Origin of the sequence: Methylobacterium oryzae, assembly GCF_036441375.1 — a bacterium.
GTDB lineage: Bacteria > Pseudomonadota > Alphaproteobacteria > Rhizobiales > Beijerinckiaceae > Methylobacterium > Methylobacterium oryzae_A.
On sequence record NZ_MLCA01000014.1, the window covers coordinates 743821 to 766437 of the forward strand.

Annotated in this window: 23 protein-coding genes, 1 tRNA gene and 2 pseudogenes; 5 read left to right on the top strand and 21 right to left on the bottom strand. The window is 67.2% G+C overall.

Annotated features, from left to right (window positions below; all coding sequences use genetic code 11):
• Nucleotides 1-320 precede the first annotated feature (320 nt).
• The 9 genes and pseudogenes from MOTC310_RS27200 to MOTC310_RS27245 form a co-directional block, all read right to left on the bottom strand.
• Nucleotides 321-566, bottom strand: a complete 246-nt coding sequence (locus MOTC310_RS27200; protein WP_331303992.1) for a hypothetical protein — start codon at nucleotides 564-566, stop codon at nucleotides 321-323.
• Between the two features lie 27 nt (nucleotides 567-593).
• Nucleotides 594-1491 (bottom strand): annotated as a pseudogene (locus tag MOTC310_RS27210) (3TM-type holin); the annotation flags it as partial.
• Between the two features lie 2 nt (nucleotides 1492-1493).
• Nucleotides 1494-2108: a lysozyme gene (locus MOTC310_RS27215; RefSeq protein ID WP_331303993.1), complete on the bottom strand. Its 615-nt coding sequence runs from the start codon at nucleotides 2106-2108 to the stop codon at nucleotides 1494-1496.
• 59 nt (nucleotides 2109-2167) lie between these two features.
• Complete coding sequence (locus MOTC310_RS27220; RefSeq protein WP_331303994.1) at nucleotides 2168-3412, bottom strand: hyaluronate lyase N-terminal domain-containing protein; 1245 nt, start codon at nucleotides 3410-3412, stop codon at nucleotides 2168-2170.
• Nucleotides 3409-3864 (bottom strand): annotated as a pseudogene (locus MOTC310_RS27225) (GTA baseplate fiber-binding domain-containing protein); the annotation flags it as partial. The gene MOTC310_RS27220 and the pseudogene MOTC310_RS27225, both read right to left, overlap by 4 nt.
• Entirely contained in the window at nucleotides 3849-4169 is a 321-nt protein-coding gene (locus MOTC310_RS27230) for a hypothetical protein (RefSeq protein ID WP_331289441.1), read from the bottom strand. The gene MOTC310_RS27230 and the pseudogene MOTC310_RS27225, both read right to left, overlap by 16 nt.
• A gap of 281 nt (nucleotides 4170-4450) precedes the next feature.
• Complete coding sequence (locus MOTC310_RS27235) at nucleotides 4451-5644, bottom strand: tetratricopeptide repeat protein (protein ID WP_331303996.1); 1194 nt, start codon at nucleotides 5642-5644, stop codon at nucleotides 4451-4453.
• Between the two features lie 501 nt (nucleotides 5645-6145).
• The gene (locus MOTC310_RS27240) at nucleotides 6146-6352 is read right to left on the bottom strand and encodes a hypothetical protein (protein ID WP_331303997.1); all 207 of its coding nucleotides are present in this window, start codon (nucleotides 6350-6352) and stop codon (nucleotides 6146-6148) included.
• Nucleotides 6353-6621: 269 nt separating this feature from the next.
• A complete protein-coding gene (locus tag MOTC310_RS27245; RefSeq protein ID WP_331303998.1) occupies nucleotides 6622-7659 on the bottom strand; it encodes a YihY/virulence factor BrkB family protein in 1038 nt (345 codons plus the stop codon).
• Nucleotides 7660-8129: 470 nt separating this feature from the next.
• On the opposite strand from MOTC310_RS27245, the gene MOTC310_RS27250 reads away from it, so the two are divergent.
• Nucleotides 8130-8573, top strand: a complete 444-nt coding sequence (locus MOTC310_RS27250; RefSeq protein WP_331303999.1) for a VOC family protein — start codon at nucleotides 8130-8132, stop codon at nucleotides 8571-8573.
• 252 nt (nucleotides 8574-8825) lie between these two features.
• Here the strand turns inward: MOTC310_RS27250 and MOTC310_RS27255 are convergent, their stop codons facing one another.
• Together MOTC310_RS27255 and MOTC310_RS27260 are read right to left on the bottom strand one after the other, a co-directional pair.
• The gene (locus MOTC310_RS27255) at nucleotides 8826-9545 is read right to left on the bottom strand and encodes an SDR family oxidoreductase (RefSeq protein WP_331304000.1); all 720 of its coding nucleotides are present in this window, start codon (nucleotides 9543-9545) and stop codon (nucleotides 8826-8828) included.
• Between the two features lie 56 nt (nucleotides 9546-9601).
• On the bottom strand, nucleotides 9602-10258 hold the full coding sequence (locus tag MOTC310_RS27260) for an SDR family NAD(P)-dependent oxidoreductase (RefSeq protein WP_331299796.1): 657 nt from the start codon (nucleotides 10256-10258) through the stop codon (nucleotides 9602-9604).
• A 93-nt stretch (nucleotides 10259-10351) separates the two neighbouring features.
• On the opposite strand from MOTC310_RS27260, the gene MOTC310_RS27265 reads away from it, so the two are divergent.
• Nucleotides 10352-11275 (top strand): LysR family transcriptional regulator, encoded by a 924-nt coding sequence (locus tag MOTC310_RS27265; RefSeq protein ID WP_419539970.1) that lies wholly within the window; start codon nucleotides 10352-10354, stop codon nucleotides 11273-11275.
• A 453-nt stretch (nucleotides 11276-11728) separates the two neighbouring features.
• On the opposite strand, the gene MOTC310_RS27270 is transcribed toward MOTC310_RS27265, so the two are convergent.
• Nucleotides 11729-12757 (bottom strand): IS110 family RNA-guided transposase, encoded by a 1029-nt coding sequence (locus tag MOTC310_RS27270; RefSeq protein ID WP_331304001.1) that lies wholly within the window; start codon nucleotides 12755-12757, stop codon nucleotides 11729-11731.
• Nucleotides 12758-12999: 242 nt separating this feature from the next.
• On the opposite strand from MOTC310_RS27270, the gene MOTC310_RS27275 reads away from it, so the two are divergent.
• Nucleotides 13000-13950: a helix-turn-helix domain-containing protein gene (locus tag MOTC310_RS27275; RefSeq protein ID WP_331289451.1), complete on the top strand. Its 951-nt coding sequence runs from the start codon at nucleotides 13000-13002 to the stop codon at nucleotides 13948-13950.
• Here MOTC310_RS27275 and MOTC310_RS27280 read toward each other — a convergent pair.
• From MOTC310_RS27280 to MOTC310_RS27320, 9 genes are all read right to left on the bottom strand, one after another.
• Nucleotides 13902-14417, bottom strand: a complete 516-nt coding sequence (locus MOTC310_RS27280) for a hypothetical protein (protein ID WP_331304002.1) — start codon at nucleotides 14415-14417, stop codon at nucleotides 13902-13904. The two genes, MOTC310_RS27275 and MOTC310_RS27280, sit on opposite strands and share 49 nt — an antisense overlap.
• Before the next feature lie 111 nt (nucleotides 14418-14528).
• Entirely contained in the window at nucleotides 14529-15389 is an 861-nt protein-coding gene (locus MOTC310_RS27285; protein WP_331289453.1) for a flagellar motor protein MotB, read from the bottom strand.
• Between the two features lie 22 nt (nucleotides 15390-15411).
• A complete protein-coding gene (gene motA / locus MOTC310_RS27290) occupies nucleotides 15412-16341 on the bottom strand; it encodes a flagellar motor stator protein MotA (protein ID WP_331304003.1) in 930 nt (309 codons plus the stop codon).
• 118 nt (nucleotides 16342-16459) lie between these two features.
• Complete coding sequence (locus MOTC310_RS27295; protein WP_331304004.1) at nucleotides 16460-16837, bottom strand: hypothetical protein; 378 nt, start codon at nucleotides 16835-16837, stop codon at nucleotides 16460-16462.
• Nucleotides 16838-16894: 57 nt separating this feature from the next.
• The gene (locus tag MOTC310_RS27300; protein WP_331304005.1) at nucleotides 16895-17224 is read right to left on the bottom strand and encodes a hypothetical protein; all 330 of its coding nucleotides are present in this window, start codon (nucleotides 17222-17224) and stop codon (nucleotides 16895-16897) included.
• 105 nt (nucleotides 17225-17329) lie between these two features.
• On the bottom strand, nucleotides 17330-17695 hold the full coding sequence (locus MOTC310_RS27305) for a response regulator (RefSeq protein ID WP_043354361.1): 366 nt from the start codon (nucleotides 17693-17695) through the stop codon (nucleotides 17330-17332).
• A 157-nt stretch (nucleotides 17696-17852) separates the two neighbouring features.
• Nucleotides 17853-18419: a hypoxanthine phosphoribosyltransferase gene (gene hpt / locus MOTC310_RS27310; RefSeq protein ID WP_331304006.1), complete on the bottom strand. Its 567-nt coding sequence runs from the start codon at nucleotides 18417-18419 to the stop codon at nucleotides 17853-17855.
• Between the two features lie 151 nt (nucleotides 18420-18570).
• On the bottom strand, nucleotides 18571-18933 hold the full coding sequence (locus MOTC310_RS27315; RefSeq protein WP_331304007.1) for a hypothetical protein: 363 nt from the start codon (nucleotides 18931-18933) through the stop codon (nucleotides 18571-18573).
• Nucleotides 18934-19178: 245 nt separating this feature from the next.
• Nucleotides 19179-19255 (bottom strand) — tRNA-His (locus tag MOTC310_RS27320).
• Between the two features lie 469 nt (nucleotides 19256-19724).
• Here MOTC310_RS27320 and MOTC310_RS27325 point away from each other — a divergent pair.
• Complete coding sequence (locus MOTC310_RS27325) at nucleotides 19725-21419, top strand: chloride channel protein (RefSeq protein WP_331304008.1); 1695 nt, start codon at nucleotides 19725-19727, stop codon at nucleotides 21417-21419.
• Between the two features lie 105 nt (nucleotides 21420-21524).
• On the top strand, nucleotides 21525-22616 hold the full coding sequence (locus tag MOTC310_RS27330; protein WP_331304009.1) for a tartrate dehydrogenase: 1092 nt from the start codon (nucleotides 21525-21527) through the stop codon (nucleotides 22614-22616).
• Nucleotide 22617 lies beyond the last annotated feature (1 nt).

Sequence of the window (22617 nt, forward strand, 5' to 3'; positions counted from 1 at the left end):
CCGGTATATTACAGGTCAGCGGTGCCAAAGGCCCCCGATAAGGCGTCAACCTCCGTGCCGCACATGGTCACGCCGGATCAGCCACCGGGCGCAACCCTGTGACCTGACAAGGGCGTCTCAGCGATGGCTGGGACGCTCTTTGGCTTTGGGTGTAGGGCGCAGACGATCCGCTCGGCCCCGCCCCGATCTGCTCACAGGGCGCGGGAGCGTCCGATCTCACCAGCGTGTGAGCCGAGCCGATCAGAGACGCAACGTCACTTCAGTGTACTAAATTGCCATCTACTGAGGGTGCCGATAGCGCGAACCCTAAAATCTTAACCTCACTGGCACGCAACGAGGCCGCTAACAGCCTTGGCTGCATCGGCGAGATCGGCGGGGTCAAGCTTCACCCCTGTGATCGAGCCGGGTGTAATCGTCACGCCGTTGCTCTCAAGGAACGAGGCTAGGATCGCGCCCTTGATCGCGAAGTTAATATTCTGCGGAAAGTCGCCGGACGCGAGGGCGACTTTAAGAACGTTGAGCTTCGACTGAACCACGCCGGCAACGTTGCCGAAATTGTCGAGCACGGGGCCGCCGGAATTGCCGGACTGGACCGGCGCGGAGATCTGATAGAATCGCGAATCGTCGTTCACGCCTGCCAGAGCGGTGACGTTGCCCAGCGTGAAGTTGCCGGTGTTGGCAAGCATGTCGAGGTGCGGATAACCGAAGGTGGCGACGCCTTCGCCGAGCCGTGCGCCCCGGCGTAGCGAGGCGAATTTGTGGGCCCTCGGCGCCGACGACCTGAACCAGGGCCATGTCGTTGGCGGCGTCGGTCGCCTTGACGCTTGCCTTCCGGATCTGGCCGTCCGGCGTCTTTACGACCACGTCCTTGCACAAATCGATCACGTGGTTGTTCGTGATGAACCGCCCCTGTCCATCAACGAAGAAGCCGCTGCCCGTCGAAATCTTGTCCTCCGGTTTGGCTTGCGCGACGGGCGGTGGCGCTGCGGGACTCGGTGCGGGTGTCAGCACTTTCGGCGCCGGGGGGATCACTGCGGGATCCGGCCGACAGACCGGCACGACGGCCGGCGCTGCGGCAATGGCGGGCGTCTCTTCTAGGAAACCGGGCGGTTCGACGAACGGCCGGCCGTTCAGCATGTAGGCGCCGATGCCGACGGTGAGCAGCGACCACAGCTCGGCCGGCACGCCCTTGAGCGCCGCCACAACCTCGACCTGCAGGCCGACCATCGGCGCGACCACGCTCACCCAGGTGATCATCGCCAGCGCCCAGAGTACGGTGATCGGCCGGGCGTTGCGGGCGAGCGGGCTCTCCGAGCCGGCATCGGCCTTCATCACCTCGGCCATGGCCCGGCCGAGATCGGCCTGCTGCTCGATCAGCGCGCGCTGCAACTCCAGCTGCACCTGGAGGCGCTGGCCCGCGTCGGGCAGCACCTTCTCTAGGATCGGGCCGAGCGCGCCGAGCAGCGCCGGTAGGAGCGCGAGAAATCCCATGGTCACGCACCCTTCTGCATGTTGAGGCGGATCGCGTCGCGCAGGCGCAGCCACCAGGACTCCGACGCCGGGTCCGCCGTGCCGGTCATCGGCGCGAGCGCATCGGGCCGCGGCGGCGGAGCCTGCACCGGTCCGTCCGGCGCGTGCACCGGCACGGGATCGCCCCGGCGGGCGTAGACGAGGCCGTAAGCGGGCAGGGCCGCTTGATCCCGCTCCCCCTGTCGGCGCGCGAGGATCGCGGCCGGCCGGTCCCACATCAGGAATGCGTCCACGGCCCGCGGCAGATCGCCGGCATTGGCGAAGCGCACCACGCTGGACTGCGCGAAGTTCGGCTGTCCGATGTTGAAGCACAGCGAGCAGCAGGCGTCGAAGAACGGCTGCGGCACCGGCTTGGCCAGCGCGGCGCGCACGGCCGCGACGTAGGGCTCGAGATCGGCGGCGAAAAGCGCCTCCACCTCCGCCTGGGTCACGCACAGACCGTCGGTCACGGCGGGCGGGCCGGCCGCGCTGGTGTGGCCGCGGCCGATAGTCCAGACACCGACGCTGTCGCGGTAGGCGCGCAGCCGGCAGCCTTCGCGCGCCGCCAGGGCCGCGCGTCCGAGCCGGGAGAGGTCCATGGGAGACTCCTGTCCGAGCGTCGGATGAGGACCGCTGCCCTACCGACGGCGGAGGATGATCACGGCAGCTGTCGGGCGCTGAAGAAGGAATCGGCCGCAGCGACGTAGCCGTCGGCGCCGGTGAGCCGCACGAACACCTCGACGGTGTCCTTCGCCGCCAGTTTCAGGACCGACGCGAGGTTGACCGCGCTGACGCCGTCGACGAGCGCGCCGGTCGCCGCGGCGCGCCCGCACCCGGCCGCCGCGCCGTTCCGGTAGAGCTGCACCTCCAGCGCTGTCGGGGCGCTGGACCCATTCCGCTTGTACGTCAGCGCGACGTCGAAACCGTGCAGGCCGGCCTCGAGGGCGACGAAGCGGTTCTTCGCCGCGTCGAATGCGCCCTGGTCGTTGCTGTCGGTGGTGTTGAACTGGACCTTCGTCCAGGCGTCCGCGGGGACGTAGTTGTCGAAGTTCGTGGACGCGATCGCCTTGGCAAAGTTGGTGATCCGGCTCCAGGCGGCGCCGTCGTGCCATCGGAGCGCCGTCAGGGTGCTGTCCGCGTAGATCTGACCCTGCGCGCCGCCCGCGGGCTCCGCGGCGAGCGGCTGCAGCTCCAGCGCGCCGCTGCCGCGGACTTTCACCACCGACCGGCGGGTGGTCGTGCCCGGCGCAGTGGTCTGGACATCCAGGCAGGTGCCCTGCGCCGTCGCCGTGAGATCCTCCTCCGCAACGCCGAGCAGCGCGACGGCGTCGGCCGTATAGGCGCCTCCAGTGTGGTAGCCGGCCCCGAACAGGCCGAGGAGTGTGTCGGTCGTCTTGAGCGGCAGCGGCGCGCCCGGCGCGCCCGGTTCGGTCACCCCCGACAGGCCGAGATAGCCCGTCGAGGCCGCGACCGTCATGGCCGTCCGGAAGGCCGCGCCGTCCGGGCTCGTCTTCACGGTCAGGTCGTCGCTGCCCAGCGTGCCGAACAGGACCCGGCTGGCGTAGCCGGTCTGGAGCACGAGGCCGGCGTCGTTGGTCGCGGCCTTCTTGTTGAGGGTCAGCCGCATGTTGCCGGCCCCCGGGGTGACCTCGTCCCACGAGAGCAGCGCGGCCTCGGACTTCACCGCCAGGCGGTTGGTGGTGTCGGCGGCGGTGTTGACACCCAGGGCCGGCACGCCGCCCGTCAGATCGCCCGCGGACACGGCCGGATGGCCGCCGGGCGTCACGCCGTCGTGGACGACGAGGCGCCAGTTCGTGGTGTCGACGACGAACTCACCCGGCCGGCCGACGAAGGTCGCGAGGAACGACCACGCGTCCCGCAGCCACTGCGTGCGCACGCTCATGACGAGGCGAGCCCCAGATCGAGGAAATTCGGGTAGGGGTCGGAGGCGAGGCCGAAATCGTCGCTCCGCGTGGCGGCCTGCGAGGTAAGCCCCAGATCCGGGCCGCTGCCGACAGCGAGCGTCTCGGCGACCGGACCGAACCGGCCCGAGCCGACCGGCGTCACCGTGTAGGGCGTGCAGGTCGCGAGGTCCTGGGCCGCGCCGCCGAAGATGTTGAACGCCTGCAGCTTCAGGGTGAGCGGCGTGCCGATATAGGCCGCCGGCACGCTGTAGCGGAACAACGCCTCGTCGAGCCGGGTGAAGGCCGTCCCGGCCGGGTGCGCGCCGGCCGGCGAGCCGGAGAGCCCGCGCTCCAGATAGGTCAGGGCGTAGACGTGGGGCACGGTGAGTTTCGCGGTGGCGAAGGACACCAGTTCCTGGCCGACCAGGGCGCGGGTCACGCCGTCCCGCGCGTCGGCCTCGCTGGCGGAGGCGAGCGTGCCGCCGGACCGGCTGAGATCGACCGCGAGCGTGCTTCAGCGGCGCGATCGAACACGAAGCCGAGGTAGCGCTCGTCGTCGCGGTGGAGATGCCAGTCCTGCGGGTAGGGTCGCGGATCGAAGGCAGGCACGAGGCCGGCATCCACGAACACGCGCACGAGGAGCATGCCGCAGTCGACTCCGACGCCGCATAGGTCGGCGCCGGGGTGGTACTGGGTGCCGATCCAGCTGCGGGCTTCGCGCACGAGGATCCGGCGTGCTTCATCTTCAGCGAGCATGCGAAGCTCTCGACGCGCTTAATTCCCGGTCACGCCATCGCGCGCCGAGCCCTACTCGCTGGAAGACGAGTCCAGCTCAGCGTTTCGGATCTGACGCTGGATCCAGGCTCGATATGTCTGCTTGGGGTGGTTTTCCGCCAGTCTGCTTCCGGGCGGCGTAGGCATCAAAGCGGACTTAGCCGGTCGTAACGCTTAGGACCCCTTGCAGCCCCTTGTGCGCTGGGTCAGCCATGGATAGCCCGCCGCCGCGAGCGTCTGGGGCGTGAGCATTGAAATGCAGCTCACGACATGGCGACATGGCCAAGCCGTGGCTTGGCGAATTGAGGGGTGCCAAAACGAGCCCGTGGGATCAGGTAATTGGTCAGCGCTACGCCGACATCCTTCGGGACAAGCTCTTTGTGATTTTCGATTATGAATTCGGCGTAGTTTACACTGCCGGACACGCCACAAGCAAGACAATATCGAACGACCGCCTCGGTCGTGCGCCCGTGAATAGATAGATACGACTCTATGTTTTTCACGAAAACTGTATCCGCAAAGACCGTCCGACCTCTGGAGATTTGGTCTCTATGCTGAGTGGCATACCTCCAATTCTCATTAGTCAAGTGCAATACCTCAAAATCGTGTCCGCGCATGTAGGCGACAGTCTCGTCGAAGTATGGCTCACCCTTGTAGGCCGGCATGAAACGGAGCTCAGCCTGAACGACAGCGGCCCCGCCGATGTGCTTCTGAGCGTCGCGCAGGACCAGGCCATCTATGCCCTCGAGATCGCTCTTGAAATAATCGAGACTTGAAATCCCGATTTCATCGAGGGCGTCCGACATTCGCTTGGCTTTGACTTTGTGAACGGCTTTAATTTTTGACAGTTCCTGAAGTCCAAACGCATCGATTATTTCATGTTTGGCTTCCAAAAGTGAAGAACCGTAGATAAAATACTTCTCGCGAAATTCATAATCGCCTGCCGTGGGGGCAATTACACAGTTGATGGGCGTATACCGACCAAATTTCGACCTGTTGGAACCTACAGATAGAGCATCAAGCGATATGAAGTGAATTGCACTTGCAATCCCAGATGGGACGCTGACTATGGCCTCGCCCGATGATCCGAAATCCGCCATCTTGAGGAAGCTGTTGAGGTGCGCCTTGATTATCTGCGCATCTTTCTCGGCGTCGTCTTTTATAGCTTCGACACGATCGGCGAACTCCTGCGCGGAAAAACTTCTCAGAAGGGCCGAGCACGTGCTGAGGAGATCGGCGTCGAAAGAATTGTCCAGGACTATTCCCGATACGTAGTTAATCGCGTTCGGAAGGTCGCCTTGCTGAAAACTAACAACAGAAAATCCGATCAAGGCCCGCGGGTTTTTGTCTTCTACTTTGAGTACAGCTTCTAATAGATTTTTGGCTTCTTGATGTCGTCCCGCTTGGATTTCGGCGTTGGCTCGGTTTAGAGCTTCATCGACGGACATCTCAGCCATTCAAACGCGCCTAAGCTATGGTTATCGGATGGTCCATGCGAGCGAGCGACGGATCCTCGGCGCAGGCTGATAAGACGCCTCGACAGTGACCTGAGGTATGGTCCGGTACCTCTATATTTAGGGTTAACGCTTGTTTGATGCCGAGCCGCCGCTTAAGCCGCCAGGTTGGAACCGGAAGCTTCCCATCAAGGCCGGAATGTCTGCTTATGAGCGGCGCATATCGCTCCGTTCCCTTCCGATCCGGGTCGATAGAAGGCCGTCTGCTTTTCCGATGGGCCTTCTCCGAAGCGGCCGTTCCATTTCCGGCCAGGTTCGGTCCCCTCGGCGATCGCCTCTTACTGGCTGGGTTGGGTGGATTTCAGCTAGTCTGCTTTCACGCGCAACGGTTTTGAAGCGGACATTGTTTCCTGTATGCTCATAACTTCGAATAATCTCCAACTGCCATAATACCGTGATTTGGCCCAGAGTATTCATCTGCTGAACAATAAATACAGATGGAGCCTAATGTTTATCTGACCGTGAACTCTTATCAATTGCACAAATCGCCGTCCCTGCGGCCATCAGAACCAGATAAGAAAGAAAGACGTTCCAGGCTACATTCCAGCTCACCCATTTCCATCCCCAAAAGCAAGCAATGAGCATGGCAGCAACCGCGATTGTTGCAAATACGCAGGTTGGCCTTAAAATTGAAATGATATTAGCGATCATAGCATTCTCCTCGGCCTAGTCTATTCCGCAAGGCGCTGAGAGACCAGAGAAGCCAAGAATTTAAACGAGGCACCTTCGGGGCAAAATACACGTAGGGTGAATAGCGAGCCAGCCCGTGCCCGCACAATAGGCCGCATCCGATTGCTACCCCAGCGGAAAGGCGGGACGGTGAACTCATGACTGCTTTGGAGAAGCAGCGGCGGCAATCCGAGTGGCGATGTTGGGTCGGAAGACGCCTTTCGAATGCCCAAGCTGGTGAGTTCAAACCCTTAGGGTGGCCCGACCGTGTCGGCGGCAAATGCCTTTCGAGATCCCAACGGCCTCGGTTGGCCAACGGTGCTATCCCGCGCCGTCTGCCGTTCCATCTCGGAGTTCAGTTCAGCACCAAGTAGGACGATGACTATCGAGATCCAGATCCAGGACATAAAGCCAATGCCAGCTCCGAGAGAGCCATAAATTCGGTTATAGCTATCGAAGGTCACGACATACCAAGAGAATGCGGCCGAGGCGCCTACCCATCCGATCGCCGCAACGGCACTACCCCAATTGACCCATCTCCACTTTGCCTCACGGCGGCTTGGGCCATATCGATAAACAAGCGAAAGGCCGAGGCTAACGAGGAAGATCAGAGCTGGCCAACGCATGATCCGGATCACTGTGTCCGTTCGTGCACCAAAGCCGATCTCGTTCAGCAGAATGGGAACGCCCACCACGATGCCGATAGCGGCCACTGTGACGATGGCTCCGGTCGTCGTGAATAGGAAGGTGGTCGCGTAGACACGCACTAAGGCTCGCTTCTCGCGCTCCCGATAGATGACGTTCAGTGCGTCGAAGAGGGCGACAACCCCTGAGTTGGCGCTCCAAAAGGCGATGAGGAAGCTGAGCAGTGAGGCCGTGCTGAGGGTCCCTGTGCCCTGTTGGGCAACGTGCTGAAGCTGAGCCGAAATCAGATCGAGAACGCCGTCGGGTAGGACTCCTATGAGCACGCTCAAGTGCTGGCCAATGACAGCAGGATCTGCGAACAAGCTGTAGAGTGATACGATCGTCGCGATGCCTGGGAACGTGGATAGAAGGGCGAAGAAGGCGACGCCACCAGCCGTTGACAGAACACGGTCGCGAGGGACCGCCCAGAAGACCCTCTTAAGAATGTCCCGCCATCCAGCGGGAGGTATTTCAGACGGCTGAGCCGCAGAGCGGCCATGGCCAAGCTCACGAGCCCGCTCTTTCGCTATCCTGATTGTTTCCTCATCGGGAACGCGCGTGCTGACCGAACGCCAATCGTCACCGTCTGCCTCTTCTCGATTCATGAGATGGCTCACAGTGCGAAAGCGGGCTCTATGTCGAGCTTAGCCACCTTCCCCTCAATGGGCCAATAGGCCTATAGCTCGAGGCTCCCGTGTGCCTATGGCTGATGGATCTTACCTGGGAGCGCGGCCCGCTCAAGAACGCTTGAGGCGGAAGGCTTCTCTACCAACGGGCGTGATGACGTCGTTCAAGCAGCAACACCGTGACTGAACGGCATGCCCATCTTGGCACCTAGCTGATTGGATGGACGGCGTTTCATATTCGAGACAAGTCCGCTCCCGACCCTCTGCCGACCGCGCAGATGTCCGCATCCCGGCCGCATGACCGACGGCGGGTTATGACTGTAGCGGGTGGATTTCCGCCGTTCCGCTTTCAGGGCGACAATGCACGGATGCGGTCGCTGTCTCCCCCATCGACTCGATCCGGACCTTTCGCACGCGATCTGATCCTAGCCTGAAGGGTTTGCCGCCGATTGATAGGAGGACCTGCTCTGGAACCACGTATCAGCCTCGTCACTCTCGGCGTCACTGACCTCGACCGCGCAACCGCCTTCTACGAAGGGTTGGGCTGGCCTCGCCGGGTCATTGCCGCACAGGGTGTCGCCTTCTTCCAGCTGGGCGGTCTGGGCCTCTCGCTCTATCCACGCGCTGAGCTGGTCGCGGATGCTGGCGTCCCTCTGCAGAGCCACCCCTCGCAGGGCTTCACGCTCGCTTACAACACGCGCAGCCGTGACGAAGTGGATGAAGTGCTCTCGCGTGCCGAGGCGCTCGGAGGGACGATCACCCAGTTGGCGCAGAACGCAGTCTGGGGTGGATACCACGGCCATTTCTGCGACCCGGATGGGTTTGTGTGGGAGGTGGCCTGGAACCCTGACTTCGCTCTCGCAGACGACGGTTGCCTGATCCTCCCGACGTAGCCGTCATGGCTGATCCATAGAGGCCTGCTCGCGACCCTCCCCAGACCCTTGGAAGGTTCACTTCGCGGTAGGGGGCAGTGGATGGCTTACGTCTGGGTTGGGTGGTTTCCTGCGCGTCGGCTCTGGGCGCTTGCCGCCCCATAATCGGACATGGTCGTCAGCGAAACCAAGCTATGCTGCCACCAGTCGCTTGGCATCCGCCCGTCGACCCTGTCTTTGACGTTTGGGTGGCGTCGAGGACTGGGGATTCGATCACGCGATGGTGCCGCCGCCATCGACGCGTACGTTCGACCCCGTCGCGAACGGGGTGCTGGCGAGGAACATCACCGCGTTCGCGATGTCCTCGGACTGGCCCACGCGTCGCGCCGGCAGCCTCTCGGCCGCGTTGGCATACATGGCGGCGCGGTCCTTCTCCGGCATGCGCGACCAGAGCGGGGTCTCGATCAGGCCGGGCGAGACGGTGTTCACCCGGGTGGGCGCGAGTTCGAGCGCCAGTCCGCGGGCGAGGCTCTCCAGCGCCGCGTTGATCGCGCCCTGGAGCGGAGCGGCGGCCTGGGGCCGCTCGCTCATGAAGCCCGAGATGAAGGTCAGCGTGCCACCCTCCCTGATCCGCATGGACCGGGCGATTCGGTAGGCCCCCCAGAACTTGCTCTCCACAGCCGCCTTCGCGGCATCGAGGTCTAACTGCCGGACGGGGCCCCGCGCCGTCTCGGCCGCCGAGACCGCGATGTGGTCCCAGGGCGCCTGATCGGCGAAGAAGCGCTCGATACCCTCGGCGTTGCCGGTGTCCAGCACGGCGGCGCTGGCGCCGGTCCCGAGCGTGCCGATGGCGGCGTCCAGCTTTTCCCTGGAGCGGGAGGCGACCGTGACGTCGGCGCCGGCCGCGAGGGCCGCCGCCGCGATGGCTAGACCGATCCCGGAACTGCCGCCGACGACGAGGAAGCGTTGGCCTTTCAGCGTCTGCGTCGTCATCGGCGTACCCCCGTTCCGTGGATCGGCTCGCGTGTCGTCGGTCACCCTAAGATGGCTCAGCCCTTCGGGGTGTACATGGCCTCGACTTCCCAGGCGCCCTTTGGCTGGCTGTGGAGCTGCCAGAAGTGCTCGGCGACCGCGTTGGCGTCATCGGCGGTGGTGACGAAGCCCGCGACCGTCACGGTGGCGACGTGTACGCCCTTCTCCTTGAACGGCTCGAAGATGCCCTGCGCCAGGGCGCGGATGCCGGCCTTGCCGATGCTGAGCGAGAGGTACTCGGGATGCGGCTGCAGCCCGAAGCCGCCGCCCGTGAACAGGACGGAGCCCGATCCGCGCTGGAGCATCTTCGGCGCCGCGGCCTGGGCGGCGACGGCGGCACCGCCGATGTTGACGGCGAGGTCGGTGTTGAAGCTGTCGCGCGGCTGGTCGGCCAGCGTCTGGTTGCGCATCGAGGCGGCATTGAAGTGCAGCACGTCGATGCCGCCGAAGTCGCGCTCGACGCCCTCGACGAGCTTCGCGACGCTGGCGGGGTCAGCGGCATCGACGGTGCGGACGTCAACCTTGTGGCCCTTGGCCTTGAGCTGCTCGGCGAGGTCCCTGACCTTGCCCTCGTTGCGGGCGCTCAGGACGACCTGGAAACCCTCGCGGGCGAAGCGCTCCGCGGTCGCGAGACCCATGCCTGGGCCGGAACCGATGCTGAGGAAGGTGCTCATCGTTTGTGTCTCCTCGACGTTTCGATGCACCCGATGTACGCCTTGCACTTGGCCGGATTAATCCGGCGTCCTCGCATTTCACTCGTGCAGATCATGCAGGAATTGTCGGATCAAATCAGCTTGGACGAGCTGGCTGCCTTCGTGGCGGTGGCTGAGGCGGGCAGCTTCGCCAAGGCTGCGGAGGCGCTCGGCCGGGACGCCTCAGTGCTGTCGCGGCGCGTAAGCCAAGTCGAGCAACGCCTCGGGGTCCGCCTGCTGTCGCGCACCACGCGGCGCGTGGCGCTCACGGAGGTCGGCGCGACCTACTGTAGGCGCGTCCAGGCGCTGCTTGAGGAGCTGGCGAGCGCGAGCCGGGAGGCCAGTGACCATGCTGCCAGCCCGCAGGGGCTCGTAAGGGTCTCCCTGCCGCTGACCTTCGGACGCCAGTGGGTCTCGCCACTGCTGCCCGGCTTCCTCGCACGTCACCCGCTGATCCGGCTGGACCTGCGGTTCACCGACCGCTTCGTCGACCTCGTCGCCGAAGGCATCGACGTCTCGATCCGGGTCGCGGCGGGCAAGCCGCGCGACAGCAGCCTGACCACCCGCAAGATCGCGACCTACCGGAACCTGCTGGTGGCCTCGCCGGGCTACCTGGCCGAGCGGGGCAACCCGGCCACGCCCGCCGACCTCGCCGGCCATGCCTGCCTGGGCTTCACCGGCTACGCCGCCTCGCCCGACTGGCCGCTGACGAAGGGCGGCCGGCGACAGACGGTACGCCCCGACTGCACGCTCGTCGCGGACCACTCGGAGGTTCTGCTGGCCGCGGCGGTCGAGGGCGCCGGCATCACCTTCACGGCCGACTGGCTGGCAGGACCGGCCCTGCGCGATGGCAGTCTGGTCGAGGTGCTGCCGGGTTGGGGCGGACGCGAGGACGGCGGCGTCTACGCCGTGATGCCACCGGGCCGCTTGGTGCCTGCGAAGACGCGCCTGTTCGTCGATGAAGTCGCCTCAGCCATCAAGGCGGGGTGGGTGCGCTGAGTTGCCCTTGCTGTGCATCCTGCACGTCCGCTTCGGAGAACAGCACCGAGCCCGTTCTGCGTCCGGCTTGGGTCGATAGAAGGCCGTCTGCTTTTCCGATGGGCCTTCTCCGAAGCGGCCGTTCCTTTTCCGGCCAGGTTCGGCCCCCTCGGCGATCCCCTCTTACTGGCTGGGGTGGGTGGATTTCAGCTAGTCTTGTGTGGATGGCTCCCGCATTGCAAGTGGCGAATTGAGCTTCTGACGCGTTGGTCGGGTGCAGTCTTGTGTCCGGCCTTTTGATGCAGTCGTTCATGTGACCGCTGGCCCTGATGGTATCCGCGAGCTAGGTCCCACTCTGCTTTGCGGGCTATCACGCCCTGGACTAGCGGCGGGGTGTCCCGGCTCCCGGGCTGACCGGTTCGCCATCAACTCCCATCGTCCTCGCAACCTGGAAAAAGTCTCCTTGCCGTGCTGTCAGGCGGCCGCGGCCAGGGGTGCGCGGTAGGTGCCGCCGCGGGTCATGATCGCCCAGGCGACCCGCGCCGTGCGATTGGCCGCCGCAACGGTCACCACGCGCACCGGCTTGCGCTGCAGCAGTGCCGGCAGCCGCGGGTCGACCGAGGTCGGCGTCGCCTTCGCGCGCCGGATCAGAGAGGTCATGCCGACCACGAGCAGGCGACGCAGGTAGCGGTCGCCCATGCGTGAGATCCGGCCCAGGCGCTCCTTGCCGCCGCTGCAATTCTGAAGCGGCGTCAGCCCCAACGAGGCCGCGAACTGCCGACCGGAGCGGAAGCGCTCTGGCTCGCTCACCGAGGCGGCCAGCGCGGTCGCCGAGACGATGCCGACACCCGGGATCGTCGCAAGCCGCTGCGACAGGTCGCTGTCCCGATGCCAGGCCAGCAACTCCTTCTCCAGCCGGGTGAGCTGGATCTGCACGGCACCGATCTGATCGGCCAGCCCGGTCACCACGCGCTGGGCGAGCGGCGGCACCTCGGCCGCGTCTCCGGCCGAGAGCCGGGCCGCCAGTTTGAGCGCGTGCCGCAGGCCCCGCGCCATCTCGATCCCGAACTCGGCGAGCAGGCCGCGGATCATGTTCACCAACTGCGTGCGTTGCTTGACCAGCAAGTCGCGCGTCCGGTGCAGCGCCAGCGCCGCCTGCTGGTCGGTCGACTTCACCGGCACGAACCGCATGCTCGGGCGCGTCACCGCCTCACAGATGGCTGCGGCATCGTTCGCATCGGTTTTGCCGCGCTTGACGTACGGCTTCACGTAAGCCGGCGGCATCAGCCGCACGTCGCGGCCGAGGCTCATGAGCTCCCGGGCCCAGTGGTGCGCCGTGCCGCACGCCTCCATGCCGACCAGGCATCGCGGCAGCTTGGCGAAGAACGGCATGACCTGCGCCCGCCTCAAGGCCTTGCGCACGACGACGTGCCCAACTGCATCGACGGCGTGAACCTGAAAGATGCTTTTGGCCAGATCGATGCCGACGGTGGTGATCTCCACGGGGATGGCTCCTGCATGAGCGTGGCTGCTGCTTTGACAGCAACCACATCTTGGCATCGAGATGCCGTCAGTCGGAGCGGGAGCCATCCACCCCATCTGCTTTCCGGCGGCGCCACTCGAGAGAGGGCATCATGTCCGCACCCACATCAGAGACGATCATGTTGAACAAGTAGATTATATACAGTAAGCGTCTAGGCCCTCGAACTCCGCCGTCGGACGGCGAGAGACGCACGAGAGCCGGGATGCAGCCATTCTTCTCAACAGACGGGGCCCATCCCAGGAACGCGGTCCGCCAATGGCGAGCGATGGTCAATGAGCGGCTCATGCCGGCTCGAATTGAGGCCCCGGACGGTCTCCCGTTCCAGGGGCGGCTGGAGGTGACGCGTATCGGCGCGATGCCGGTCTCGCATTTCTGGCACACATCGGTGCGGACCACGATCGCGGCTGCAGATGCGCGACGCCACGCAAACCACGATCGAGTCTTTGTGATCCTGAAGCTTTCCGGGCGAGATACTGTTCAGCAGAGCGACCGGGAGGCGAGGATCCGGCCGGGCGACCTCGTCATGCTCGACTCGAGCGCATCCGTGCTTGAAGCGGATACCGGCGATTGCCTGGTCATTGATTTGCCACGCCAGCGTTTCGAAACCGTTCTGGGACCGTCCCGGCTCTACACCGCGCTCACGGCCGGAGCAGACCTCGCCTCGACGACCCTGACAGGCTCATACCTTCGGGAACTCATCCAGGTGCGCCATCGACTCACCGCCGACGAGGCTGCGCGTATGGCGGAGATCGGCGTCGATCTGATCGTCGCCAGCCTCGCCGAACGGATGGCGCAGGAGGTGCCGCGTTCCATTCACGGCAGCGCTACGGTCCAACGCGCCAAGGCCTACATCGAGGCTCACTTGGGTGACACGACCCTCGACCCGCCGCTGCTCGCCGCCGCGGTCGGCGTGTCGCTGCGCCGGCTGCAGGAGCTGTTCCACGAGCGCGGCCGGCACATCTCCGACTACATCTGGGAACGCCGACTCGAGGCGGCAGCCAAACGACTGAGCGACCCAGCCCACGGCCACCTGTCGATCGGGATGCTGGCCTACGGGTGCGGGTTCAGCACCCAGGCGCATTTCTCTCGCCGCTTCAGAGAGCGCTACGGTATGAGCCCGCGTGAATACCGGCAGGGTGCAGGCAGGATGTGAAGTCGGTCGCATCCGCTTTCGGGCTGTCGTCCGAGTTGGCTGATCACCGTACGCCTGCGGCGAACCCGAGCGCATCTGCGCGCGAGCGCGAGTGGCTGCGGGTTCTGATGTGAGACCTTGATCAGGAAGTCCGCGCGCGCTTCGGGGCTCATCTTGGCGAGATGGTCGCGGATCGCCTCGGCTGATGGGGCGTCTGAGGCGACCGAGCTGCCCTCGGTACCCTTCGTGACCGCGCGGCCCACGAGATGGCGCGGCACGGGCTGGTCCCCCACCATCTTCGCGAGCGCCGCGATCTGCGGCAGCACCTCGTCGGTCAGCGTCCTCTGCAGGGCGTCGCGCTGGCCGGTCATCTTGGCGAGTTCGGCGCGCATCGCCTCGATCGCCGCGCCGCCCTTGGCCAGGTCGGCGCCGGCGGCCTTCTGGGCCGACTCACAGGTCGCCCCGAGGCCGCAGGCGTCGTCGTGCATGCGCTGGATCCCCTGGCCTCCGGGGGCGATCCGGTCCGGCGCCCGAGCGAGATCGGGGCGGGCACCAAGTCCGCCTCGACCGCGCGCCGGGAGCGCCGAGGCGCCTCGGCGTCAGCGAAGAAGGTTCGGAGGCACCGGCGGGCTCGCGTTGAGCAGGGTGATGGCCACCCGTCGGTTCGGCGCGAGGTAGGGATTGTCGGGGAAGACCGGCTCGGTGTCGGCGCGTCCCGTCACGGACGCGAAGTTGTCGTTGGGAACCCCGGCCCCCGCCAGGATCTCGCGCACGGCGAGCGCACGACCGGCGGAGAGGTTCCAGGGTTCGGCCGTCCGCGCCGAGCCCGGGCGCGCGACGGCCGTGTGGCCGGTTATCGACAGGCGGTTGGGCATCCGGCGCAGGACGGGCGCGAGCGCCTCCAGCACGCGACGGGTGCGCTCGGTGGGCTCGACCGAGCCCTCGCGGAACATGGAGCGGCCGTCCTGGTCCACGAGGGACACGTTCACGCCCTCCCGGGTCGGCTCGATCACGATGTTCTTCGACAGATCGGCAATGTCGGGCATCGACTGGAGCGCCTGCCGGAGGCTGGCGATGGCGCTGTAGTTGGCCTCCACGCTGGCGACCGGGCGGCTGGCATCGACATCGCTGGCGCGGCCCGGGCTGGTCGGGCGCGCCTTGTCCTCCCGCTCGGCCGAGCCCCGCTCCGCGTCGCGCGGCGTCGACGGCTTGTTGCCCGACGTGTCCAGGGCGGTGCCGTACAGGATTCCGCCAGCGCCGCTGGTTGCAGGGCTCAGGGCCGCCGGTGAGAAGTATTCCGCCAACCCGATCTTCTGCTCCTGGGTCGTCATGCTGATCAGCCACATCAGCAGGAAGAACGCCATCATGGCGGTCACGAAGTCCGCATAGGCGATCTTCCAGGCCCCGCCGTGGTGCGCGTGGCCGGCCTTCTTGACCTTCTTGATGATGATCGTGGTCATCGCGTCTCTGCCGGATAACGGGTCAGTTCAGGGCCGGCAGAGCGGCGGTTGCCGCTTCCACCTCGTTGAAGGTCGGGCGGACGTCGCTCATCAGAGACTTGCGGGCAAACTCGACCGACATCACCGGCGGCTGACCGGCGATGTGGGCGAGCAGACCCGCCTTGAGGGAAAGGTAGTACTTGGCTTCGGCCTCGAAGAGGCTCTTGAGCGACTGCGCCATGGGCCCGAAGAAGCCGTAGGCGACGAAGACGCCGAAGAAGGTGCCGACGAGCGCGCCGCCGATCAGATGTCCCAGCACCTCCGGCGGCTCCTTGATCGCCCCCATCGTCTTGATCACGCCGAGCACGGCGGCGACGATGCCGAGCGCCGGCGTTCCGTCGGCGAGCGACTGCATGGCCGAAACGACACGCTCCTGCTCCTGGTGGTGCGTCTCCAGCTCCTCATCCATCAGCGCGTCGATCTCGTGGACGTTGTTGGCGCCCAGCGTCACCATGCGCATGTAGTCGCAGACGAACTCGACCGCGTGATGGTTCGCCGCGAAGGTCGGGAAGGCGTTGAACAGCGACGACTCGCCCGGATTTTCGATGTGCGGCTCGAGCGCCATCGAACCCTTCTGCTTGGCAAGTTTATACAGTGAATACTGCATGCCCAGCAGCTCGACATAGGATTGCTGGTTGTATTTGGGCCCCTTCACGAGCGTGCCCAGCATGGCGGGCACGGCCTTGAGCACCGGCCCGGTGTTGCCGATGACGAAGGCGCCGATCGCCGCGCCGAGGATGATGACGAACTCGAACGGCTGCCAGAGGACCAGCAGGTGGCCGCCCATGGCCGCGTAGCTGCCGAAGACGCAGGCGAAGACGATCAATGTGCCGACGATCAGCCGCATGACTTGCCATCCTTGCGCGGCTGCGGGGACAGAACGCGCGAAGCTATCAATGATCTGGCAAATCACCGATCAAGGTTAACGGCGGGTTTAGAGCCCGGGCCGGAGCATTGCCGGATGTTGTGCCCCGGTAGCGGGCGGGGCGGGCTCGACCCGAGCCGGGGCGCGCGATCTGCGCGGCCGTGCCTCAATGGCCCGAGCGGCGGATCAGGCTCTTGAGGCGCTGGTCGGCCGTGTCGAGGCGGTCGGCGATGCCGCGCCGGACGCACTTGCCGACGGAATCGCCGGCGTAGAACCCGACCGTCTGGTCCTGGTTCCGGCAGGACTGGACCGGCGGCCACGCCACAACCCCGGCCACGACCAGCAGCACGACCAGGCAGTCGACGACGAGCCAGCCCTTCCAGCCGAGCCGGAGGCCGCGCCGCCGCCCGGGCGCCCGGCTCCGGCGCGGGGCGCGGCTCGCCCCGTCGGGGCCGACCCGCGCCATGCGGGCGCGGAACTGGGCCTCCTCGAGGGCGTCGGAGGCGCGGGCGGATGAGGCCGGTAGGAGCGGGCGGCTGGACATGGCGGCCTCACGGAGGTCGGTTCGGGGCGGATCGGAGGGGTGCGGCGCGGCGGGCGCTCAGTTGATCAGCCGCTTCAGCAGCGCGAGGTTGTCCTGGATCGAGAGGACGTTGCCGAGCATCTCGGTGCGGGCGCAGGCGCCGGCCCCGACGAGCCCGAGCCAGCCCGCCGCCGGGCGGGCGCCGCAATCGGCGAAGCTGCCGTACAGGAACAGCGCCGCCGGCACCGCGAGGACGGAGAGCTTCGTCAGCGAGAACAGCCGCCCGAAGAAGCCCCTGCGCGGCCGCCGCGCGTCCCGGTCATCGTCCCGGTCCCTGTCGTCCGGGTCCCAGGCGTAGCGGTCCGCCTCGTAACCCGCCGCGTCGATGTCCCGGTCCCGGCGATACATGGCGCTCTGTGCTCGGTCTGATCCAGTCCGATCCAGAGTGCCACGCTTTCGTGAAGCTCAACCTAAGAGCAATGTTTAACTTCGTCCGAACCGGTCCCGCCCGGCTCAGGCGGCGAGCGCCCGCTTCACCGTGGCGCGCAGGTCCGCCAGGGAGAAGGGCTTGGTCAGCACGTCGGTGACGATGGCGTCGAGCCCGCGCGCCCGCTCGCGCTGATCGGCGAAGCCCGTCATCAGCAGGATGGTCAGGTCGGGGAAGTCGCGCTTGGCGGCGAGCGCCAGCGCGATGCCGTCCATGAGCGGCATGCGGATATCGGTGAGCATCAGGTCGAAGCCGCCATCGGCCTCGTTGAGGCGATCGAGCCCGTCGCTGCCGTCGCTGGCCGTGACGACCGCGTGCCCGTCGATCTCGAGCCCCCGCTTCAGGAAGCCTCGGACGGTCTCTTCGTCATCCACCAGGAGGATGCGCGCCATGTGGTCCTGTAGCCGTCCCCGGAATCCGCGCGTCCCGCCGCGACGGCGCGCCCAAACGTCGACAGACACAGACGAATTCGGCGCCTGTCAAGACGTCGCAGGCCGAATTGTCCCTCGGGCCGCGGGGTGCGGCGAAAATGCCGCGCCGCGGGCGCGGTCAGGCGTCGAACAGATCCGGGTCGCCGTCCCCGTAATCGACCACGCCCACGAAGGGCAGCTGGCGGAAGGCGTGGGCGGCGTCCATCCCGTAGCCGACGACGAACACGTCGGGGCAGGTGAAGCCGACGAAATCCGCGTCGATCGTCACCGCGCGCTTGCCGGGCTTCTCCAGCAGCACCGCGGTGAGGACGCGCCGGGCGCCGCGGGCCATCAGGAGGTCCTTGGCGAAGACGACGGTGCGGCCCGATTCCAGGATATCGTCCACGAGCAGCACGTCCCGCCCGCGCACCTCGCTCTGCACGTCGCGCAGGATCTCGACCTGCCCGCTGGAGACGGTCCCGGTGCGGTAGCTCGACAGGTGCACGAACTCGACCTGCGGGGCGAGCCCCACCCGGTGCAGCGACCGGAGCAGGTCGGCCGCGAACATGAAGCTGCCCTTGAGCACCGCCACGACGAGCAGGTTCTCGGGCCGCGCGGCGAGGATCTCCTGGGCGAGCTCGTCGTTGCGCTTGGCGATGGCCGCCTCGTCGAACAGGGTCCGGACGCGCCGTTCAGGGATGCTCATCTCTCGTGTCCCGAAGCCCGTTGGCGGGGCGGAATCCGCCGCCACGCTCGACCACGGTCTTAGCGTCCCCGGCGCGCGCGGGGAACTCCGGATCCGCGACGGTGGTCCCGCGCCGTCACGCGGCGCGGCCGCGATCCGCCCGCGACGGGAATCAGGCTTCGGCCGCCTGCCGGAACGGGCGGAGCAGGCGGGTGAGCCCGCGCCCGCGCGACGGCCGGTCCGGACGCCGCGCGGCGGTCAGGTCCGGTTCGAGCCCCGTCTCGGCCTCGTCCGCGTCGCCGGCCTCGCCGGCCTCGTCCGGCTCGACGTGCCGGACCTGCTCCAGGACGTCCGTCACGATGCGCGGGACGGGCCGCGCGTGCTCCTCCAGGAGCAGCGAGGCGGTCCAGAGGCGGCTGGCATTGGCGAGCGGCAGCTTCCCCTGCGTCAGGCGCTCCATCAGCATCCGGTCGGCCAGCGAGGCCGCGAGGGCGCTCACGATCTCGAGTTGATCCTGCTGTGTGTCGCTCTTCATGGCAGTCTTCACGCTAACGAAAATAGTTCTCTCCCGGCCGTGAAGGTGGGCGGGCAAATTTGGCGATTCTATAACGTGCGCGAGCACCGGGCCGCCGCCTGTGTACAGGCCGGCCACGGCGCGCGGATTGGCGCGGCCGGCTCCGACACGCGTTCGGGCAGGCCCGAGCCGGCCGTGAACCGGCGGGGGCGCAAGCAAAAGGGGCTGGCGATCCGCCAACCCCTCGCGCTGTCGTGCCGAATGGATGGTACCACCGCCCCGGCTCGAACGGGGGACCCCCAGATCCACAATCTGGTGCTCTAACCAACTGAGCTACGGCGGCACTGGCGCGGGGTGTATCGTGGGCCGCGGCAGTTTTCAAGGCGATGTGTGCACGGGATTTGGAGTCCGTGGATAGAGCCGCCCGGGTGCCCCGCGCCGGGACCGGCCGCGCCGCCGCGGCACGCGCCCGTTTGCAACCGGATCGGACCCGGCTGTAACTGCGACGGCGGGGCCGACGCGTCGACCCCGCCCATCCGACGGACCGGAGGCGAAGAAGCGGACCGTGAGCGCGCGACAGCCAGCGGGCGCCGCCGGCCGGGGCAGGGCGCCCGGCGACGGCGCGGCCGACAGCCCGGCCCGGTCGGCCGCCCGGCCGGGCCGGCGGGCCCGCCNGGGCCCGCCGGCGCTGGGCCGGGATCGGGCTCGTCCAGGCGCCCGGACGGCTCCGCAGCCTCGTCCGGCGGAGCGAGGGCGGCCTCGTCGCCCTCGCGACCCTGGTCGGGTGCGTCGCCGGCGCGGCGGTCTCCGCCATGACCTGGATCACCCAGACCCTGCGCGAACTGCTCTACCAGCTGCCCGCGGGCGCGCGCCTCAGCGCCGTCGACGCCGTGCCGCCGGTGCTCCTGCTCGTGGGCCCGTGCCTGGGCGGCGCCGTCCTCGGCCTGCTGATCCTCGCCGCCAACTACGTCCGCGGCCCGCGCAAGCGACCGGCCATCGACCCGATCGAGGCCAACGCCCTGCACGGCGGCCGCATGTCCCTGCGCGACAGCCTCTACCTCGCCCTGCAGAACGTCATCTCGAACGGCTCAGGCGCCTCGGTGGGACTGGAAGCCGGCTACACGCAGATCGCCTCCGGCCTCGCCTCGCGGCTGGGCATCGCCTTCGAGGTGCGGCGCAGCGACCTGCGCACCCTGGTGGGCTGCGGCGCGGCCGGGGCCATCGCGGCCGGCTTCGGCGCGCCGCTCGCCGGCGCGTTCTACGCCTTCGAGCTGATCATCGGCACCTACTCGATCGCCACGCTGACGCCCGTGGTCGTCGCGGCGCTGTGCGGCAACCTGATCTCGCGGGCCCTGATCGAGGCGCATCCGCTCGTCGATCTCGGCGACATGCAGGCGGTCACGACCTCGCACGTCACCAGCCTGGAGATCCTGCCGAGCCTCGCCCTCGGGCTGGTCTGCGCGGCCCTGGGGATCCTGATCATGCGCGGGGTCACCCTGGTCGAGCGCCTCGTCCAGGCGTCCGGCGTGCCGCGGCTGGCGGCGCCGGCCTTCGGGGGACTGTGCGTCGGCGCGCTGGCGCTGCTGGCGACGCCGCAGGTGCTCTCGGGCGGCCACGGCGCCCTGCACATGCACTTCGCCGCCGAGGGGCAGGGGCACGGCATTGCGGTCCTGGCCGGCCTGTTCGCCGCCAAGGCCACCGCCTCGGCGATCTCGATCGGCTCGGGCTTCCGCGGCGGCCTGTTCTTCGCGTCCCTGTTCCTCGGGGCCATCGCCGGCAAGCTGTTCGCCGCCCTCGCCCCCGTCCTGGTGCCGCCGCTCGCGGATTTCGGCCTGACGCCGCTCGCCTACGCGGTGATCGGCATGAGCGCCCTCGCGGTGGCGGTCATCGGCGGCCCGCTCACCATGACGTTCCTGGCGCTGGAGGTCACCGGCAGCCTGCCGATCACCGGCGTCGTGCTGGCGGCGGTGATCGCGTCGTCCCTGACCGTGCGCAAGACCTTCGGCTACTCCTTCGCCACCTGGCGCTTCCACCTGCGCGGCGAGAGCATCCGCAGCCCCCACGATGTCGGCTGGATCCGCTCGCTGACCGTCGGCCGGCTGATGCGCCGCAATCCCGGCACCGTCGCCCTCGACACCCCGCTGCCCACCTTCCTGCGCGCTCATCCCCTCGGCTCGCCCTCCCGGGTGATCGCCGTGGACGGGGGCGGGCGCTACGCCGGCATCCTGAACGTGCCGGAGGCGCACGCGGCCGCCCGGGATTCCGAGGCCGACGCGCAGCCCGTCCTCGCCGACCTGCTCCTGCACGCGGACGATTTCCTCACGCCGGGCATGAACGCCAAGGACGCCGCCGCCGCCTTCGACCGGACCGAGAGCGAGGCGCTCGCGGTCGTCGAGAGCGCCGAGAGCCGGACGGTGCTGGGCCTGCTCACCGAGAGCCACACGCTCAAGCGCTACAGCGAGGAGCTCGACCGCCAGCGCCGGGCGATGGCGGGCGAAACCGACTGATTGTCAGGCGGGCCTGTTGACCGCACACACGGGGGCAACAATCACCCTGACGTCTCCGATCCGGGCTCCCCGAAAGGCCCGATCTCCGAAACGCGTGGAGGACACATGCCCGGCCCAGACAACAGCCCGTCCCGCCGCTACCGCATCGCGGTGATCCCCGGCGACGGCATCGGCAAGGAGGTGGTGCCGGAGGGCGTGCGCGTGCTGGAGCAGGCCGCCAAGCGGCACGGATTCAGCCTCCAGCTCGACTGGTTCGATTTCGCGAGCTGCGACTACTACGAACAGCACGGCCGGATGATGCCGGAGGACTGGAAGGCGCGGATCGAGACCCACGACGCGATCTATTTCGGCGCCGTCGGCATGCCCGAGCGGGTGCCCGACCACATCTCCCTCTGGGGCTCGCTGATCCTGTTCCGGCGGGAATTCGACCAGTACGCCAACCTGCGCCCGGTGCGGCTGATGCCGGGGGTGAAGTGCCCGCTCGCCGACCGCAAGCCCGGCGACATCGATTTTTGGGTGGTCCGGGAGAACACCGAGGGCGAGTACTCGAACGCGGGCGGCCGGATGTTCGCCGGCACCGAGCGGGAGTTCGCCCTGCAGGAGACGATCATGACCCGTCACGGGACGGACCGGATCCTCAAGTTCGCCTTCGAGCTGGCACAGAAGCGCCCGAAGAAGCACCTGACCTCGGCCACGAAGTCGAACGGCATCTCGATCACCATGCCGTACTGGGACGAGCGGGTGAAGGCGGTGGCCGAGGCCTATCCGGACGTGCGGTGGGACCAGTACCACATCGACATCCTGACCGCGCACTTCGTCCTGAACCCGGACCGGTTCGACGTGGTGGTCGCCTCCAACCTGTTCGGCGACATCCTGTCGGATCTGGGCCCGGCCTGCACGGGCACGATCGGCATCGCGCCGTCCGGCAACATCAACCCGGAGCGGGTGCACCCTTCCGTGTTCGAGCCGGTTCACGGCTCGGCGCCGGACATCGCCGGGCAGGGGATCGCCAACCCGATCGGCCAGATCTGGTCGGGCGCGATGATGCTGGAGCATCTCGGCGAGCACGCGGCGGCGGCCGAGATCGTCGGCGGGATCGAGCGGGTGCTGTCCGAGCGGACGCTGCGCACCCGCGACCTCGGCGGGAATGCCGACACGCAGACCTGCGGCAAGGCGGTGGAGCAGGCGCTGGGGTAGG

Excerpts from the sequence above, each read along its gene's own strand:
- MOTC310_RS27265 (WP_419539970.1), top strand. The coding sequence starts at position 10,352 with ATGCAGGAATTGTCGGATCAAATCAGCTTGGACGAGCTGGCTGCCTTC.
- MOTC310_RS27280 (WP_331304002.1), bottom strand. The coding sequence starts at position 14,417 with ATGCACGACGACGCCTGCGGCCTCGGGGCGACCTGTGAGTCGGCCCAG.
- MOTC310_RS27275 (WP_331289451.1), top strand. The coding sequence starts at position 13,000 with ATGCAGCCATTCTTCTCAACAGACGGGGCCCATCCCAGGAACGCGGTC.
- MOTC310_RS27315 (WP_331304007.1), bottom strand. The coding sequence starts at position 18,933 with ATGAAGAGCGACACACAGCAGGATCAACTCGAGATCGTGAGCGCCCTC.
- MOTC310_RS27325 (WP_331304008.1), top strand. The coding sequence starts at position 19,725 with ATGACCTGGATCACCCAGACCCTGCGCGAACTGCTCTACCAGCTGCCC.
- MOTC310_RS27240 (WP_331303997.1), bottom strand. The coding sequence starts at position 6,352 with ATGATCGCTAATATCATTTCAATTTTAAGGCCAACCTGCGTATTTGCA.
- MOTC310_RS27260 (WP_331299796.1), bottom strand. The coding sequence starts at position 10,258 with ATGAGCACCTTCCTCAGCATCGGTTCCGGCCCAGGCATGGGTCTCGCG.
- MOTC310_RS27230 (WP_331289441.1), bottom strand. The coding sequence starts at position 4,169 with ATGCTCGCTGAAGATGAAGCACGCCGGATCCTCGTGCGCGAAGCCCGC.
- MOTC310_RS27215 (WP_331303993.1), bottom strand. The coding sequence starts at position 2,108 with ATGGACCTCTCCCGGCTCGGACGCGCGGCCCTGGCGGCGCGCGAAGGC.
- MOTC310_RS27220 (WP_331303994.1), bottom strand. The coding sequence starts at position 3,412 with ATGAGCGTGCGCACGCAGTGGCTGCGGGACGCGTGGTCGTTCCTCGCG.
- MOTC310_RS27245 (WP_331303998.1), bottom strand. The coding sequence starts at position 7,659 with ATGAATCGAGAAGAGGCAGACGGTGACGATTGGCGTTCGGTCAGCACG.
- MOTC310_RS27235 (WP_331303996.1), bottom strand. The coding sequence starts at position 5,644 with ATGGCTGAGATGTCCGTCGATGAAGCTCTAAACCGAGCCAACGCCGAA.
- MOTC310_RS27285 (WP_331289453.1), bottom strand. The coding sequence starts at position 15,389 with ATGACCACGATCATCATCAAGAAGGTCAAGAAGGCCGGCCACGCGCAC.
- MOTC310_RS27255 (WP_331304000.1), bottom strand. The coding sequence starts at position 9,545 with ATGACGACGCAGACGCTGAAAGGCCAACGCTTCCTCGTCGTCGGCGGC.
- MOTC310_RS27300 (WP_331304005.1), bottom strand. The coding sequence starts at position 17,224 with ATGTATCGCCGGGACCGGGACATCGACGCGGCGGGTTACGAGGCGGAC.
- MOTC310_RS27295 (WP_331304004.1), bottom strand. The coding sequence starts at position 16,837 with ATGTCCAGCCGCCCGCTCCTACCGGCCTCATCCGCCCGCGCCTCCGAC.
- MOTC310_RS27330 (WP_331304009.1), top strand. The coding sequence starts at position 21,525 with ATGCCCGGCCCAGACAACAGCCCGTCCCGCCGCTACCGCATCGCGGTG.
- hpt (WP_331304006.1), bottom strand. The coding sequence starts at position 18,419 with ATGAGCATCCCTGAACGGCGCGTCCGGACCCTGTTCGACGAGGCGGCC.
- MOTC310_RS27305 (WP_043354361.1), bottom strand. The coding sequence starts at position 17,695 with ATGGCGCGCATCCTCCTGGTGGATGACGAAGAGACCGTCCGAGGCTTC.